The organism is Pseudomonas sp. Irchel 3E13, from assembly GCF_900187455.1.
Taxonomy (GTDB): domain Bacteria; phylum Pseudomonadota; class Gammaproteobacteria; order Pseudomonadales; family Pseudomonadaceae; genus Aquipseudomonas.
The window spans coordinates 93685-109187 of the sequence record NZ_FYDX01000020.1; the positions used below are offsets into that span (position 1 = coordinate 93685).

Consider the following 15503-nt stretch of genomic DNA (forward strand, 5'->3'; position numbering starts at 1 on the left):
TCTCAGACTTCGGCGTACAGGCGGCCCGGGTTGAAGATGCCCTGGGGATCGAGTTGCAACTTGAGATTGCGGTGGTAGCGCAGCAGCGGTGCCACCAGCGGATGGAACGACGCCGGATCTGATTCATAAAGAGTCGCATGACCGCCGATGCGGGCTACCGCCTGGCGAATCAGTTCTGCGGGGACGTCGGACTTCAACCAGCGCTGTGCGCCCCCCCAGTCCAGCAACTGCCTGCCTGGCAATTCGATCGGCGCGCTGTTGTGTGGCAGCGAAAGGCGCCACAGCGGTTGAGGGGCCTCGAAAAAGCCCAGGCGTTGCTCACGCAGGTCAGTCCAATAACTACCATCGAGGTCCTCACCTCCCAGACGCTCGACCGCGGAGGCCACCGAGCCTTCGCCGCCTTCCAGGCGCAGGTGCAGGGCATGCCCGTCGTAGGAGGCTGCACTGATCGGTATCGGTTGCTGGCCCCATTCGGCCAGCTCGCCCAAGGCCTGGTGCAGGTCCATTTCCAAGCGCAGGCTCTGGCACTTGCGCGGCTTGGGTAGCACCTTCAGCGACACTTCGGTCAACACCCCCAGGCACCCGAAACTACCCGCCATCAGCCGCGAGAGATCGTAGCCAGCGACGTTCTTCATTACTTCACCACCGAAGCGCAGCAGTTTGCCGTGACCGGTGATAACGCGGGTGCCCAGTACATAGTCCCGTACCGAGCCGGCCCAAGGGCGGCGTGGGCCGGAAAGTCCGGCGGCGACCATGCCGCCGAGGGTGGCTCCAGGGCCAAAATGCGGTGGCTCGAAAGGCAGCATCTGGCCGGCGGCGTCGAGCGCGGCCTCGATGTCCACCAACGGCGTACCGGCGCGGGCGGTTAGTACCAACTCGGTGGGGTCATAGCTGACAATCCCGCGGTGGCTGCGGGTATCAAGCACCTCGCCCGTGACCGGACGGCCAAGCATATTCTTGCTGTTGCTGCCCTGAATGCGCAGAGGCGTGCGTTCGTTGAGCGCCTGATTGACCTGCTCCAGCAGGGCAGCGCTAGCGTCGTGATCGTGTCGCATCAGAAGCGCTCCAGTTCAGGGAAGGGCAACTTGCCGTGGTGCACGTGCATCGAGCCAAATTCGGCGCAGCGGTGCAGGGTAGGGATATTCTTGCCGGGGTTGAGCAGGCCCTGCGGGTCGAAGGCGTGCTTGACGGCGTGGAACAGGGTCAGCTCATCGCTGTTGAATTGCGCGCACATCTGGTTGATTTTCTCGCGGCCCACACCGTGCTCACCGGTGATGCTGCCACCGACTGCCACGCACAGCTCGAGGATCTTCCCGCCCAACGCCTCGGCACGCTCCAGTTCACCAGGCTGGTTGGCATCGAAGAGAATCAGCGGATGCATATTGCCGTCGCCGGCATGGAATACGTTGGCGACACGCAAACCGTATTGTTCCGAAAGCTCCGTGATGCCATTGAGCACGCCCGGCAACTCACGGCGTGGAATGGTGCCGTCCATGCAGTAATAGTCTGGAGAGATGCGCCCCACCGCCGGGAAGGCGTTCTTGCGTCCGGCCCAGAAGCGCGCGCGCTCGGCTTCATCGCAGGCCAGACGCACGTCGGTCGCGCCCGCAGCCCGAAGCACTGCCTCGACGCATTCGCAGTCCTCCTGCACGTCGGACTCTACGCCGTCAAGCTCGCACAACAGGATGGCAGCAGCGTCCACGGGGTAACCGGCGTGAATGAAGTCCTCCGTGGCGCGGATAGACAGGTTGTCCATCATCTCCAGCCCCCCGGGGATGATGCCGGCGGCGATGATATCGCCAACTGCGCGCCCGGCTTTTTCCACCGAGTCGAAGCTAGCCAGCAAAACGCGTGCGACCTGGGGCTTGGGCAACAGTTTGACAGTCACCTCAGTGACAATGCCCAACATGCCTTCAGAACCAGTAAACAGCGCCAACAGGTCAAACCCTGGGGCGTCTAGCGCATCGCTGCCCAAGGTCATGTACTCGCCTTCGATGGTGAGAATCTCAACCTTGAGCAGGTTGTGTACGGTTAAACCGTACTTCAGACAATGCACGCCACCTGCGTTCTCGGCGACGTTGCCGCCGATTGAGCAAGCGATCTGTGAGGAAGGATCAGGTGCGTAGTACAACCCATGAGGCGCAGCCGCCTGAGAAATCGCCAGGTTACGAACACCGGGCTGAACCCGTGCGTAACGACCTTCGGGATTGACCTCAATGATTCGGTTGAAGCGGGCCATTACCAACAGAATGCCTTGCTCCAGTGGCAGGGCGCCTCCGGATAGACCTGTGCCAGCGCCGCGTGCGACCACCGGGACCTGACGGGCATGACAAATCTTTAAAAGGGCTTGGACGTGCTCGATCCGCTTAGGCAGTACCACCAACAGCGGAACCACACGGTAGGCGGAAAGACCATCACACTCGTAGGGAAGGAGATCTTCTTGGCTGTGGAGGATTTCCAGATCTGGAAGGGACTCTTGTAGCTCAAAAAGCAGGGCAGCCTTGTCGACCCGCGGCAGGGCACCGTCGACTCGCTCATCGTAGAGAATATTCATAAGGCTCACTTGTATTTTTGTTGTTTTTTGGCGTGGCCGGGGCGCCTGGGGGGATCACCCATACGACGCTGGCTCACCAGACCGAAGTCGAGATTAGGCTGCTCGTTCTATCGCGGGGAGTCGATGAGCACGCCAACTGGTAGGACCACTTTTTTGCCGCATGGCTAAAATGAATGTGGTGGTAGAGAGGTTTTTGCGTGAAAATCTTTCTCTAACGAGATAACAATAAGAAGCTGGTCCTACCAGTTGAGAGGTGGCAATGAACACCGTGGTTTCGCAGAAGCATGAAAAAGTACAGATCGCCGATCAAGTGGCCGAACGTATCGAAAAGCTGATCGTCGATGGTGTACTCAAGGTTGGCCAGGCATTGCCTTCTGAGCGACGTCTGGTGGAGAAGCTGGGATGCTCGCGATCAGCATTACGGGAAGGTTTGCGAGTGCTACGTGGCAGAGGCATTGTTGAGACCGAACAAGGGCGGGGTTCATTCGTTGCAGATTTGAGTAGGACAGGTAATGCGACCCCTTTGATGCACCTTTTTAGCTCACAACCGCGGACGCTGTTCGACCTGCTGGAAGTGCGAGCACTTCTTGAAGCAGAGTCGGCCAGACTGGCCGCACTACGTGCGACTGATATTGATCGGGTGCTGATCAAACGTCGCTACGACGAGATGGTAGACGCCCATGAGAATCCAGAATCCCATGACCCACGTGAGCACGCCCGGCGCGACCATGCCTTCCACAGAGCGATTAGTGAGGCTTCGCATAACCCGGTCTTAGTGCACACCTTGCAGTCACTCAGCGATTTGACGCTCAGCACGGTGTTTGCTTCCGTCAATAATCTCTACTGTCGGCCAGCGCAGAAACGGCAGATCGATCGCCAGCACTCTCGGCTCTACCATGCGGTGATGGAGCAGTTACCCGAACAGGCCCAACGAGCTGCTCGAGAACACATCACTAGCGTCCGTGACAACCTGCAAGAGATTGAGCAAGAAGAACAACGCCTGGTTCGAGCGACTATGCGCCTGGAAGGTTGGAAATAAAAACAGGCGCTTGTAAGCGCCTGTGCTCGGGACTATGGCCTGAGGGTCCTAGCTCATGGGAATTTGTTCTATGCGTAACGTGTTGGTGCTGCCAAGGCGTCCAAACGGCATACCGGCGGTTATGACAACCGTGTCGCCGGGCTTGGCCATTTCCAGCAATTGCACTTGAGAGAGTGCTGTACTCGTAACATCCTCGACCTTCCGCAACCGTTGATTGACGACCGAATAGACGCCCCAGGCGACGCTCAGACGTCGACCTGTGTTCAGATTTGGTGTCAGGTTGAGGATAGGAGCTCTCGGGCGCTCACGGGCGGCACGCAGGGTCGACGCCCCTGATTCGCTATAATTCACCAGCACCGCCACCGGCAGAATGCCGCTGATCCGGCGGATCGCACAACTGATCGCATCCGAGACAGTGGCCTCGGCCTGAGGCCGTCCAACGTCTAACTGCACCTGGTAATCCGGGCCCGCTTCAACCTGGCGGATGATCTTACTCATCATCTGCACCGCTTCCAGTGGGTAGTCACCCGAGGCAGTCTCGGCCGACAACATCACCGCGTCCGCACCTTCGGCCACGGCGTTGGCTACGTCCGTGACCTCAGCGCGGGTCGGGGCAGGGGAGAATCGCATGGACTCGAGCATCTGGGTCGCAACGACCACCGGGCGGCCCAACTGGCGGCAGATGGTGATGATGCTCTTCTGGATCTGCGGCACGCTTTCGGCCGGCACTTCCACACCTAGGTCACCACGGGCGACCATGATCGCGTCGCTCAGTTCGGCGATCTCGCGCAGTTGGGTAACGGCCGACGGTTTCTCGATCTTGGCCATGAGGAAGGCACGGTCGCCGATCAGTTGGCGCGCCTCGACGATGTCCTGCGGGCGCTGCACGAACGACAGCGCCACCCAGTCCACGCCCAGTTCCAGGCCGAAGGTCAGGTCGCGGCGGTCTTTCTCGGTGAGCGGAGAGAGGTCGAGCACCGCCTGCGGCACGTTCACGCCCTTGCGGTCGGACAGCTCGCCACCATTGAGCACCTCGGTGTCGATAGCATCAGCGTGCTTGGCGGTCACCCGCAGGCGCAACTTGCCATCGTCCAGTAGCAGATCCATGCCCAGCTCCAGGGCGGCGATGATCTCAGGGTGCGGCAGATTAACTCGACGCTCATCGCCCGGCGTGCCATCCAAGTCCAGGCGTAGAGACTGGCCACGTTGCAGATGGACCTTGCCTTCGGCAAAGCGGCCAACGCGCAGTTTCGGACCTTGCAGGTCCATGAGGATGCCCAGTGGGTAGTTCAGTTGGCTTTCCACTTCGCGGATCCACTTGAAACGCATCGCATGGTCGGCGTGCTCGCCGTGGCTGAAGTTGAGGCGGAAGATGTTCACCCCGGCCTCGACCAACTGGCGTACGTCGTCGATGCCCTTGATCGCAGGGCCCAGGGTGGCAAGGATCTTTACTTTTTTATCAGGCGTCATGTTGGGCAGTCTCGAGGATCAGGATGGCGCGGAAATCGTTGACGTTGGTGCGGGTCGGCTCGGTGACGATCAGCGCATCCAGCGCGGCGAAGTAGCCGTAGCCGTTGTTGTTGTCCAGCTCGTCGGCGGCCGACAGGCCCAGGGCCTGGGCGCGGGCGTAGCTGTCGGGGGTCATGATCGCCCCGGCGTTCTCTTCCGAACCGTCGATGCCGTCGGTGTCACCGGCCAGGGCGTAGACGCCCGGCAGGCCCTTGAGGCTTTCGGTCAGGCTCAGCAGGAACTCGGCGTTGCGCCCGCCACGGCCGTTGCCGCGCACGGTCACGGTGGTCTCGCCGCCGGAAAGGATCACGCAGGGCGCGGCCAGCGGCTGGCCATGCAGGCGGATCTGCCGGGCGATGCCGGCGTGCACCTTGGCCACTTCACGCGACTCGCCTTCCAGGTCGCCAAGGATCAACGGGCTGAAGCCGTGCTTGCGGGCGATCACGGCGGCGGCGTCCAGCGACTGCTGGGGCTTGGCGATCAACTGGAAGTGGCTGCGGGCCAGGGCCGGGTCGTTTTCCTTGACGGTTTCCGAAGCCGGGTTGTTCAGCCAGTCGATCACCGCTTTTGGTGCGGCGATGTTGTAGCGCTTGATGATCGCCAGGGCTTCGGCGCTGGTGCTCGGGTCGGCCACGGTGGGGCCGGAGGCGATGACCGTGGCGAGGTCGCCCGGTACATCGGAAATCGCATAGGTGTAGACCGTGGCCGGCCAGCAGGCCTTGGCCAGGCGGCCGCCCTTGATCGCCGAGAGGTGCTTGCGCACGCAGTTCATCTCGCCGATGGTGGCGCCGGACTTGAGCAGCGCCTTGTTGATCTGCTGCTTGTCGGCCAGGGTCAGGCCTTCGGCGGGCAGGGCCAGCAGGGCAGAGCCACCGCCGGAAAGCAGGAAGATGACACGGTCGTCTTCGGTGAGGTTGCTGACCATCTCCAGCACGCGCTTGGCAACGGCCAGGCCCGCGGCGTCCGGTACCGGGTGGGCGGCTTCGACCACCTCGATCTTCGAGCAGTTGGCGCCGTGGCCGTAGCGGGTGACCACCAGGCCCGAGACGTCGCCTTGCCAACTGCGCTCGACCACTTCGGCCATGGCTGCGGCGGCTTTGCCAGCGCCGATGACGATGACGCGGCCGGTGCGGTCGCTGGGCAGATGGGCTTCGAGCACCTGGCGGGGATGCGCGGCGTTGATGGCTGTATCGAACAGCTTGCGAAGGATTTTTTGCGGATCGACCGACATGGCAGGCTCCCAAAATTCTTGTTGTTCTGCAGAATCGAAAACGCCCCTGGAACTGCCTCCGTGCAGGCCGAACCAAGGGCGGGTATTGCTCATTGCCGCTGCCTGACCCGTGGTCGCAAGTCAGACAGTGCTGGACGCTTTGCGAACTTCCAGCGAAGAAACCGCTGTAGTCGCTAGGGAATCACTTCTCGTCGCGGATCGAGAAGTTGGCCATGTGCTCAAGGCCTTTGATCAGTGCGGAGTGGTCCCAGTTGCTGCCACCGATGGCCGCGCAGGTGCTGAACACCTGTTGCGCGTTGGCAGTGTTGGGCAGGTTGATGTTCAGTTCCTTGGCGCCTTGCAGGGCCAGGTTCAGGTCCTTCTGGTGCAGGCTGATGCGGAAGCCTGGGTCGAAGGTGCCCTTGATCATGCGCTCGCCGTGCACTTCGAGGATCTTCGAGGAGGCGAAGCCGCCCATCAGTGCTTCACGTACCTTGGCAGGATCTGCGCCGTTCTTGGCGGCGAACAGCAGCGCTTCGGCGACGGCCTGGATGTTCAGGGCGACGATGATCTGGTTGGCGACCTTGGCGGTCTGGCCGTCACCGTTACCACCGACGCGGGTGATGTTCTTGCCCATGGCCTGGAACAGCGGCAGAGCGCGTTCGAAGGCGTTCGGGCAGCCACCGACCATGATGCTCAGGGTCGCGGCTTTGGCACCGACTTCGCCGCCGGACACTGGGGCGTCGAGGTAGGCAGCGCCGGTGGCCTTGACCTTCTCGGCGAAAACCTTGGTGGCGGTTGGTGAGATCGAACTCATGTCGATCACCACCTTGCCTTCGCCCACGCCCTCGATTACACCGTTTTGACGAAACAGAACATCCTCAACGTGAGGGGTGTCGGGCACCATGACGATGATGAACTCAACTGCTTCGGCCACCGCTTTTGGGCTGGGCAGTGGTGTGGCGATGAGGTCGGCGGGCACCGGGTCATGGTGGGTAGAAACGAACAGTTCATGACCTGCTTTTTGCAGGTTTTGGGCCATGGGCTTGCCCATGATACCAGTGCCGATGAAACCGATTTTAGCCATGAGAAATTGCCTCTTTTCTATTTATTGACCCCATACAGTTACGTGTCACGGAACTGTATGGGGGCTTTGGTCTCGATCAGGCCTTGAGCCAGCCGAGCCCCGCTTTGGTTGTTGTCAGTGGCTTGTATTCCGCGCCCACCCAGCCTTGGTAGCCAATGCGGTCCAGGTGTTCGAACAGGAACGCATAATTGATCTCGCCAGTGCCGGGCTCGTTGCGCCCAGGATTGTCGGCCAACTGGATGTGGTTGATCGCAGCGAGGTTGGCTGCCATCGTGCGTGCCAGGTCCCCTTCCATGATCTGCATGTGGTAGATGTCGTACTGCAGGAACAGGTTTGGGCTGCCGACCTGTTCACGAATCTCCAGCGCTTGCTTCGTGGTGTTCAGGTAGAAACCGGGGATGTCACGGGTATTGATCATCTCCATCACCAGCTTGATGCCCACCGCTTCGAGGCGGTCGGCAGCGTACTCGAGGTTGTCGAGCAGGGTGTTTTGCACCATGAACGGGTCTACACCCTGCGGCGTGATGCCAGCCAGACAGTTAACCTGGGTGTTACCCAGCACCTTGGCGTATTCAATGGCAATGTCGACGCCGGCACGGAACTCCTCGACCCGTTCCGGCAGGCAGGCGATACCACGCTCACCCTTAGCCCAGTCGCCAGCGGGCAGATTGAAGAGCACCTGTTGCAGTTGGTTGGCATCCAGGCGGGCGCGGATCTCCTCTACGGGGTAATCGTAGGGGAACAGGTACTCGACACCACGGAATCCGGCCTGGGCGGCGGCTTTAAAACGGTCCAGGAAGTCCACCTCGGTGAACAGCATGGACAGGTTAGCGGCAAAACGAGGCATGATCGGCTCCGGGTCAGTCCAGTGGCAGGATGGAAGTAGGGGCGTCGGCTCGACTGGTAGCCAGCGCCTCAAATTCGTTAATGGCGTTGATCTCAGTACCCATGGCGATGTTCGTGACGCGCTCCAGGATTACCTCGACCACCACCGGTACGCGGAAGGTTTCCATCAGTTCGCGGGCCTGGGCGAAGGCGGCGGGCAACTGGTTCGCGTCGAATACACGGATGGCCTTGCAGCCTAAGCCCTCAACCACGGTCACGTGGTCCACGCCGTAGCTACCCAGTTCTGGCGCGTTGACGTTTTCGAACGACAGCTGCACGCAGTAGTCGATGTCAAAACCACGCTGGGCTTGGCGAATCAGACCGAGGTAGGCGTTATTCACCAGCACGTGGATGTACGGCAGGTTGAACTGTGCGCCCACCGCCAGTTCCTCGATCATGAACTGGAAGTCGTAGTCACCAGACAACGCGACGACCTGGCGCTCTGGATCGGCTTTCACCACGCCGAGAGCAGCGGGGATGGTCCAACCCAACGGCCCCGCCTGGCCGCAGTTGATCCAGTGACGCGGCTTGTACACGTGCAGGAACTGGGCGCCGGCAATCTGCGACAGACCGATGGTACTGACGTAGCAAGTATCCTTGCCGAAGAAACGATTCATTTCCTCGTATACCCGTTGCGGCTTGACCGGCACTTCGTCGAAGTGGGTCTTGCGTTGCAGGGTGCGTTTGCGTTCACGGCAGGCTTCAGCCCAGGCTTTGCGGTCCTTGAGCTTGCCAGCGGCCTGCCACTCGCGAGCTACCTCGAGGAATACATCGAGGGCGGCGCCTGCGTCGGAGACGATGCCGAGGTCCGGGGTGAACACACGACCGATCTGGGTCGGTTCGATGTCCACGTGCACAAACGTGCGGCCTTCGGTGTAGACGTCGACAGAGCCAGTATGGCGGTTGGCCCAGCGATTGCCGATGCCGAACACCAGATCCGACTCGAGCAGGGTAGCGTTGCCGTAGCGGTGCGAGGTCTGCAGGCCACACATGCCCGCCATCAACGGGTGGTCATCGGGCAGGGTTCCCCAGCCCATCAGGGTAGGGATTACCGGCACGCCGGTCAGTTCGGCGAAGGCCACCAGCTTGTCACTGGCGTCGGCGTTGATGATACCGCCACCGGCGACGATCAGCGGGCGCTCAGCGGCATTGAGCATGGCAAGAGCCTTCTCGGCCTGAACGCGACTGGCTTGGGGCTTGTGCACCGGTAGCGGCTCGTAGGCGTCGATGTCAAACTCGATCTCGGCCATCTGCACGTCAAATGGCAGGTCGATCAGTACTGGGCCGGGCCGGCCACTGCGCATTTCGTAAAAAGCTTTCTGGAAGGCATAGGGCACCTGACCCGGCTCCAGCACAGTAGTGGCCCACTTGGTCACCGGTTTGACAATGCTGGTGATGTCGACGGCCTGGAAGTCTTCCTTGTGCAGTCGAGCTCGAGGGGCTTGCCCTGTGATGCAGAGAATCGGAATGGAATCTGCCGAGGCGCTGTACAGGCCAGTGACCATGTCGGTGCCAGCCGGGCCGGATGTGCCGATGCACAGGCCGATATTACCTGCGTGGGTACGGGTGTAGCCCTCGGCCATGTGCGAGGCACCCTCGACATGGCGGGCCAATACATGGTCGATTCCACCAATTTTTTTCAAGGCAGCGTAGAACGGATTGATTGCGGCTCCGGGGATACCGAATGCGGTATCGATACCTTCACGGCGCAGCACCAGAACGGCGGCCTCGATTGCTCTCATTTTGGCCATTGTGTACTCCTTCGCACGGGTCGATAATTTTTGTAGTGGAGGTCAGTCTGTATTAGGCTTGCGTGCGTTAGAACACCTGAAAAATGTTTTCTGTCGATATGAAAGGTATCGAATGGCACGGTACACAGAGCTACATAGCTTCGTTCAGGTTGCCCAGAAGGGCAGCTTCGCTTCTGCCGCGCTGAGCGAAGGGGTGACCCCGGCAATACTCGGTAGGCGACTAGATGCATTGGAGAAACGCTTGGGCGTGAAACTGATGCACCGATCGACTCGGGGTTTGCGCCTGACCGAACTTGGGGAGCAATTGCTGGAGCGCGCTAGGTTACTGCTGCGTGATTTTGACGACATGGAGGCCGATATCAGTGGCTGCGGCTCTATGGTCAAAGGCAACCTGATGGTTTCGGCGCCCGCTTCTTTTGGCAGAGTTCACGTTGCCCCGCACGCATTGGGGTTTCACCAAGAGTTTCCCAACTTGAAGCTCTCGTTCAACCTCACCGACAGCCTCGTCGATCTGGTTAGCGAGGGCTACGACATGAGCATCCGCATTGGCGGGGTAACCGACCCGAACTATGTAGCGGTCAAGTTGTTCAGCAATCGTCGGGTAGTTTGTGGCACTCCTGAATACTTTGCCCGGAATGGCCGTCCGACCACCCTGGAGGACCTGGCCGACCACAATTGCTTGGCATTTACTTTGCAGGGCGGCCAGCAACGGGGCTGGGTATTCCAGCGGAATGGCCGACAGGTAGCGATGCGGGTCAGCGGCAGTCTCGCGTGTAACGATGGCGAACTGCTGTTCTCATGGATGCGCCAAGGCTTGGGGATCGGCTGGCGCTCGACGTGGGAGATTCAGAAGGAGTTGCTAAGCGGCGAACTGGTCACGGTTCTGGATGACTTTGCCCTCGATGACTACGATATCCAAGCGGTGTATCCACAGCAGCGCTTCTTGCCAGCCAAGGTGCGGCATTTTATTGAGTACCTGAAGCTGGTGTACCAGAGCCCCGGATATTGGGAACAGTGATGGGGGCAGCGATGCACCCTATGGATGCTATAGAGGTCGGGGTTTGGATTATTTCAGTGCTTTGAATGCCTTCGTCGAGGCGGCGCGGCAGAGCAACTTCTCACGGGCGGCAGAACGACTGGAGGTGAAGGCCTCAACTATTTCTCGGTACGTAAGAGACTTAGAGACGGACCTGGGTATTGCTTTGTTTAATCGCTCAACCCGCGCGCTGAGGCTGACAGAGGGCGGGAGAACATTCCTGGTACATGCTCAGCGCGTGCTGGATGAACTGGAAGTCGCGCGCGCCGCAGCCTCTTCGTTGAATGACGAGCCCCGTGGCGTGCTCCAACTTAACGCACCACCGGCGTTTGCCCGGCACCACATCGTGCCGGCGCTGAGCGAGTTCAGGGCGCGATTTCCACAAATCCAAGTCGATCTCACCTGTGAGGAGAGTCAGGTCAATCTCATCGACGCCGGAGCCGACTTAGCAATACGTCTCGGTTGCTTGCCGGACTCCTCGCTTAAAGCCAGGAAGATTGCTGACGAGCAGTGGGTGCTGTGCGCCGCGCCCTCATTGTGGCATGAGCCGAGCGGACCAGAGCATCCAGAGGCCCTGGCGGATCAAGGCTTCATTGCGTCCAGCCAACGTCTGGACCTGTATTGGAGCCACGCTGGCGAGACAGTCCGGCAAAGTCACACGGTTACGTTGCGAACCAACGACCTTGAGGCTCAGCTAGTCGCCGCGCAGGCGGGGCAGGGCCCCGTCCTGCTGCCGGCTTGGCTGGTCGCTACGGCGATCCGCCAAGGCACGTTGGTGCGCTGGTTATCAGCATGGCAGTGCCAGCCTGGAGAGGTAGGTACCTCGCTGTGGTTTATCTATCCGCCGAAACGGATCGTTTCCTCTAAGGTGCGCAGCTTCATCGACTTCATGGTGCAACGCATTGGCGAGGCTCCATACTGGCGTCTTTGAGTGCCGGCCACAGTACTCAACTGAAACGGATATCTAAGGCGCGCAACCAGGTCTGCAGCCCTGCGTCCTGGATCGGGATCAGCAGCGCCTCACGATCGGAAGTATTGTAGTGGGCATGCCAGTAACCGGGCGGGGTGACGAAAGCCAGGCCTGGGGTCCAGTCGACCCGAGTCGGGTTAACGATTTCACCGGCTTCGTCGAGTTGTGTACCGACCAGACTGTAGCAACCTGGCGGGCAGTCGACGATAAAGTCCAGCGCGAGGGACTGGTGTCGGTGGGGTTTCTGCACGGCACCAGCCGGGACCAGGCCATACATCGCCCAAAGCACGTGGGTGACGGTGCGAGTTTGCGGGAAGTTACGATTACCGAGCAGAATGCTGACTCGGCTGCGGTCCTTGGCCCGCGGGTCGGCGGCGGCTTGGCGCAAGTGGGCGTTGGCGACCTCGCTGGCATACAGCGTCGGTGCAAAACGGTCCTCACTGCGTGTGGCGCCCAGGTAACGAAGCAGCGGTTCGTCGTGCACATAGTAGAATCGGCTGTCGCTAGACGCCTGAAGGATGCTCGCATGCATGGCCGGCAGCGCAACGAAGCAGCCTTTATGCCACTCGAAGGTGGATTTGTCATAGGTCAACCGACCCTCACCCTCGATGACGTAGAGCACTTGCGAGGTGGCGTTAGGAGCTAGATGCAAGCTGTCGCCAGCAAGTACTCGTACGAAGTTAGCGCACAGCCCCGGCCCCGTGGCAGGTCCTTCGCAACCCAGTGCTTGGCTTAAGTCCAGTGGTATGACTCGAGACTCGCCCTCCTGACATAGGGACGCCGGAAACGTATGGTACGGCACCCGAGAGATCAGCTTCGCGCCAATGGGATTGGCAGCTTTGCTGTACTCGAAGAATTCGGCTTCGGCTAAGTAGCTCGGACGTGCTGAGATGATCTGCTCGTTCAGGGGTTTGTTCACGGTATGACCTCTTGATAAACGATGAAAGCGGTGGTGCGAGGTCACTGTACAAACGTGGGGGAGGAGGATTAAGCCCCCAAAGAGCATAGGTGTTGTGCCAGTAGGGGATGTGAACAGCCGTACCATCATTGGATAATGACACCCCCACATATTGGACGGCACCTTCGTATGCAGACGAGGCCGTGCTCTTGCTCGATGGCGAAGGATTCAAAAACAGCTATAGCGCCGTATGCCTTTGTCAGCCCCCGGAACCAGTGAGGATCAAGCCCAAGTATGTATGCGCCATCTTCGAAGGTTGTACCTTCAACCTATTGCACTGAGCTTTGGGCTGTGAGGACCTGCAAAAACGAATACCAGTTCCGGTGTTACCAATCCGGATTTTTTTGCTGTAAAAGCGCGGATATCACTCGTTTCCGTAGCGACGTCGCCGTTACCCTTCTTCATTAGTGGATTTGTCTATGCAGGGCTTTCCTGGCCAGGAGATCGATGCAATGGCGCCAGAGCGTGGCGCGTTCAACGATCTGCTTTTGCGCTTCATCTGCCTCATCACCCTGGCGATCTTCATTGTCGACACTCTGACTTCGTTCGAGATCGCCGTTGCCGTCCTCTACGTACTGGTCATCATGATCGCCACGACCCGTCTTTCGGTGAGGGGCATACGTCTGCTAGCAGCGATTTGTAGTTGCCTGACGTTGGCGGCTTTCCTGCTTTCGCACCACAACCAGTTCTTCAGTGAGGCTTTGGCCCGCTGCCTAGTCAGCCTTGTTGCCATTGCAGTCGCTGGCTGGCTTGCCGTGAAAAGTCGGAAGGTCACCGACCGTTTACGAGAGCAGTTTGCACTGCTGTCGCAGACCCATGATGCGATTATCGTCTGTACGTTTGACAGCCGTATTCGCAGTTGGAATTCCGGTGCCGAGGCACTCTACGGCTGGACCGCCGATGAAGTAATCGGACGAGACTGCTGGGATTTGCTCTGCAGTCGTTCATCACAGGCACCGCAGGCAATCAAGGCCGAGCTGTTGGAAAAAGGTGTTTGGGAAGGCGAACTGATCGAGACAACACGCGCCGGCAAAGAGGTCACAATCCTCAGCCGATGGTCGCTACACCGAGACCAACTTGGCAATCCCAGGGCGATTCTGGCCAGTAACAACGATGTGACCGACCGGCGCCTAGCCGAGGTCGCACTACATCGCTCCCAGGCTGAACTGGCCCACGTAAGCAGAGTCAGCATGTTGGGCGAGTTGGGCACCTCAATAGCTCATGAAGTTAACCAGTCACTGGCTGCCATCGTAACCAATGCCGAAGCGGCCCAACGTTGGCTGGACCGTGCCGACGCACATGAAGCGCGCGTGGCAATTGGCAGGGTGGCCAGCAATGCCCGACGGGCGAGCGATGTGATACAGCGGATTCGCGAACATACCCGCAAGGCCGAGCCACGGCATGAATGCCTGGATATAGAGAGTGTTGTGAGCGAATCCCTGACCCTCCTTGAGCGGGATATCCAGCATCGCCGGATACAACTCTTTCGAAGCCCGGTCCGTCGTCTGACGGTACGCGGTGACCGGATTCAGCTGCAACAGGTCATGATCAACCTGTTGATTAACGGCATCGACGCTATCGACGAGCGTGAAGGCTCAGCTCGCCATTTGTACATCGAGGTTTGTGAGCAGGATCAGCAGGTGCAGGTCACGGTCAGAGACAGTGGTACAGGTATAGAGGAAGAGCACCTCGACATGTTGTTCAACGCATTCTTCACCACCAAGGATGAGGGGATCGGTATTGGCCTGCCCATCTGCCGCTCAATCATCGAGGTGCATGGCGGTCGCATCTGGGCCGACAGCCGAGCGGGAGAAGGCGCGACATTGTCGTTTGTACTGCCTAGAGTCTGCGAGGAGGTAATAGCATGAAAAACACCTGCATCTACATGGTGGACGATGATCACGACCTGTGCGAGGCCGTAGTTGGGCTTCTGCGTTCGGTTGATCTGGCCGTGAAAACCTTCGCTTCGCCGAATGAGTTCCTCCAGTTTCCGCGTCCGGAGGTTCCTAGTTGTTTGATTCTCGATGTGCGCCTCAAAGGCGCTAGCGGCCTGGACTTCCAAGCTCGTATGGACGATTTGCGGGTGAACATTCCAGTAATCATGATGACTGCCTACGGGGATATCCCAATGAGCGTCAGGGCCATGAAGGCCGGCGCCTTGGGCTTTCTCACCAAACCATTTCGCGATCAGGATCTACTCGATGCTGTAGTAGAGGCTCTTGAGCATGATCGTCAACGCCGAGTGAGCGAGGAAGGCATCATCGAGTTGCGTGAGCGCCACAACCGCCTAAGCACACGTGAGCAGGAGGTGATGGCCATGGCCACGACTGGCCTGTTGAACAAGCAAATTGCAGCCGAGCTAGGGATTAGCGAGGTCACGGTGAAGATTCATCGAGGCAGTGCGATGCGCAAGATGAACGCCGGCTCGTTCGCCGAATTAGTGCGCATGGCTCAAGCGTTATCAGTGCAATGGCAAGCACAAGGTCAAGCCTAGGGGCATACCA

The 15503-nt window shown here is 59.6% G+C and carries 13 protein-coding genes; 5 read left to right on the forward strand and 8 right to left on the reverse strand.

All coding sequences use genetic code 11. The features are described 5' to 3' along the window. Positions 1-2 precede the first annotated feature (2 nt). Both glcE and glcD read right to left on the reverse strand, forming a co-directional pair. The gene (gene glcE / locus CKW37_RS28230; RefSeq protein ID WP_004577333.1) at positions 3-1055 is read right to left on the reverse strand and encodes a glycolate oxidase subunit GlcE; all 1053 of its coding nucleotides are present in this window, start codon (positions 1053-1055) and stop codon (positions 3-5) included. Further along, a complete protein-coding gene (gene glcD, locus CKW37_RS28235) occupies positions 1055-2554 on the reverse strand; it encodes a glycolate oxidase subunit GlcD (protein WP_004577334.1) in 1500 nt (499 codons plus the stop codon). Before glcD ends, glcE begins: the two co-directional genes overlap by 1 nt. 259 nt (positions 2555-2813) lie before the next feature. On the opposite strand from glcD, the gene glcC reads away from it, so the two are divergent. Then, complete coding sequence (gene glcC, locus CKW37_RS28240) at positions 2814-3593, forward strand: transcriptional regulator GlcC (RefSeq protein ID WP_004577335.1); 780 nt, start codon at positions 2814-2816, stop codon at positions 3591-3593. Positions 3594-3641: 48 nt separating this feature from the next. On the opposite strand, the gene pyk is transcribed toward glcC, so the two are convergent. The 5 genes from pyk to gcl all read right to left on the reverse strand — a co-directional run bounded on the left by pyk (position 3642) and on the right by gcl (position 10035). Next, positions 3642-5063, reverse strand: a complete 1422-nt coding sequence (gene pyk / locus CKW37_RS28245) for a pyruvate kinase (protein ID WP_004577336.1) — start codon at positions 5061-5063, stop codon at positions 3642-3644. Continuing rightward, positions 5053-6333, reverse strand: coding sequence for a glycerate kinase (locus CKW37_RS28250; protein ID WP_004577337.1), 1281 nt, complete (start codon positions 6331-6333; stop codon positions 5053-5055). The genes pyk and CKW37_RS28250 overlap by 11 nt, the downstream gene beginning before the upstream one ends. A gap of 181 nt (positions 6334-6514) precedes the next feature. Beyond that, positions 6515-7399 (reverse strand): 2-hydroxy-3-oxopropionate reductase, encoded by an 885-nt coding sequence (locus CKW37_RS28255; RefSeq protein ID WP_004577338.1) that lies wholly within the window; start codon positions 7397-7399, stop codon positions 6515-6517. A 76-nt stretch (positions 7400-7475) separates the two neighbouring features. After that, positions 7476-8246: a hydroxypyruvate isomerase gene (gene hyi, locus CKW37_RS28260; RefSeq protein ID WP_004577339.1), complete on the reverse strand. Its 771-nt coding sequence runs from the start codon at positions 8244-8246 to the stop codon at positions 7476-7478. 13 nt (positions 8247-8259) lie between these two features. After that, positions 8260-10035, reverse strand: coding sequence for a glyoxylate carboligase (gene gcl / locus CKW37_RS28265; RefSeq protein ID WP_004577340.1), 1776 nt, complete (start codon positions 10033-10035; stop codon positions 8260-8262). Between the two features lie 112 nt (positions 10036-10147). On the opposite strand from gcl, the gene CKW37_RS28270 reads away from it, so the two are divergent. Continuing rightward, entirely contained in the window at positions 10148-11053 is a 906-nt protein-coding gene (locus CKW37_RS28270) for a LysR family transcriptional regulator (RefSeq protein ID WP_004577341.1), read from the forward strand. 43 nt (positions 11054-11096) lie between these two features. Continuing rightward, entirely contained in the window at positions 11097-12002 is a 906-nt protein-coding gene (locus tag CKW37_RS28275; RefSeq protein WP_004577342.1) for a LysR family transcriptional regulator, read from the forward strand. A 16-nt stretch (positions 12003-12018) separates the two neighbouring features. Here the strand turns inward: CKW37_RS28275 and CKW37_RS28280 are convergent, their stop codons facing one another. After that, entirely contained in the window at positions 12019-13089 is a 1071-nt protein-coding gene (locus tag CKW37_RS28280) for a cupin (protein ID WP_231589926.1), read from the reverse strand. 329 nt (positions 13090-13418) lie between these two features. On the opposite strand from CKW37_RS28280, the gene CKW37_RS28285 reads away from it, so the two are divergent. Both CKW37_RS28285 and CKW37_RS28290 read left to right on the forward strand, forming a co-directional pair. After that, positions 13419-14867, forward strand: a complete 1449-nt coding sequence (locus CKW37_RS28285; protein WP_004577344.1) for a sensor histidine kinase — start codon at positions 13419-13421, stop codon at positions 14865-14867. Then, positions 14864-15493, forward strand: a complete 630-nt coding sequence (locus tag CKW37_RS28290; RefSeq protein WP_004577345.1) for a response regulator transcription factor — start codon at positions 14864-14866, stop codon at positions 15491-15493. The genes CKW37_RS28285 and CKW37_RS28290 overlap by 4 nt, the downstream gene beginning before the upstream one ends. The last annotated feature ends 10 nt before the right edge of the window (positions 15494-15503 follow it).

Coding starts and splice junctions, on each gene's coding strand:
- glcE (WP_004577333.1), bottom strand. CDS start 1,055: ATGCGACACGATCACGACGCTAGCGCTGCCCTGCTGGAGCAGGTCAAT.
- glcD (WP_004577334.1), bottom strand. CDS start 2,554: ATGAATATTCTCTACGATGAGCGAGTCGACGGTGCCCTGCCGCGGGTC.
- glcC (WP_004577335.1), top strand. CDS start 2,814: ATGAACACCGTGGTTTCGCAGAAGCATGAAAAAGTACAGATCGCCGAT.
- pyk (WP_004577336.1), bottom strand. CDS start 5,063: ATGACGCCTGATAAAAAAGTAAAGATCCTTGCCACCCTGGGCCCTGCG.
- CKW37_RS28250 (WP_004577337.1), bottom strand. CDS start 6,333: ATGTCGGTCGATCCGCAAAAAATCCTTCGCAAGCTGTTCGATACAGCC.
- CKW37_RS28255 (WP_004577338.1), bottom strand. CDS start 7,399: ATGGCTAAAATCGGTTTCATCGGCACTGGTATCATGGGCAAGCCCATG.
- hyi (WP_004577339.1), bottom strand. CDS start 8,246: ATGCCTCGTTTTGCCGCTAACCTGTCCATGCTGTTCACCGAGGTGGAC.
- gcl (WP_004577340.1), bottom strand. CDS start 10,035: ATGGCCAAAATGAGAGCAATCGAGGCCGCCGTTCTGGTGCTGCGCCGT.
- CKW37_RS28270 (WP_004577341.1), top strand. CDS start 10,148: ATGGCACGGTACACAGAGCTACATAGCTTCGTTCAGGTTGCCCAGAAG.
- CKW37_RS28280 (WP_231589926.1), bottom strand. CDS start 13,089: ATGATGGTACGGCTGTTCACATCCCCTACTGGCACAACACCTATGCTC.
- CKW37_RS28285 (WP_004577344.1), top strand. CDS start 13,419: ATGCAGGGCTTTCCTGGCCAGGAGATCGATGCAATGGCGCCAGAGCGT.
- CKW37_RS28290 (WP_004577345.1), top strand. CDS start 14,864: ATGAAAAACACCTGCATCTACATGGTGGACGATGATCACGACCTGTGC.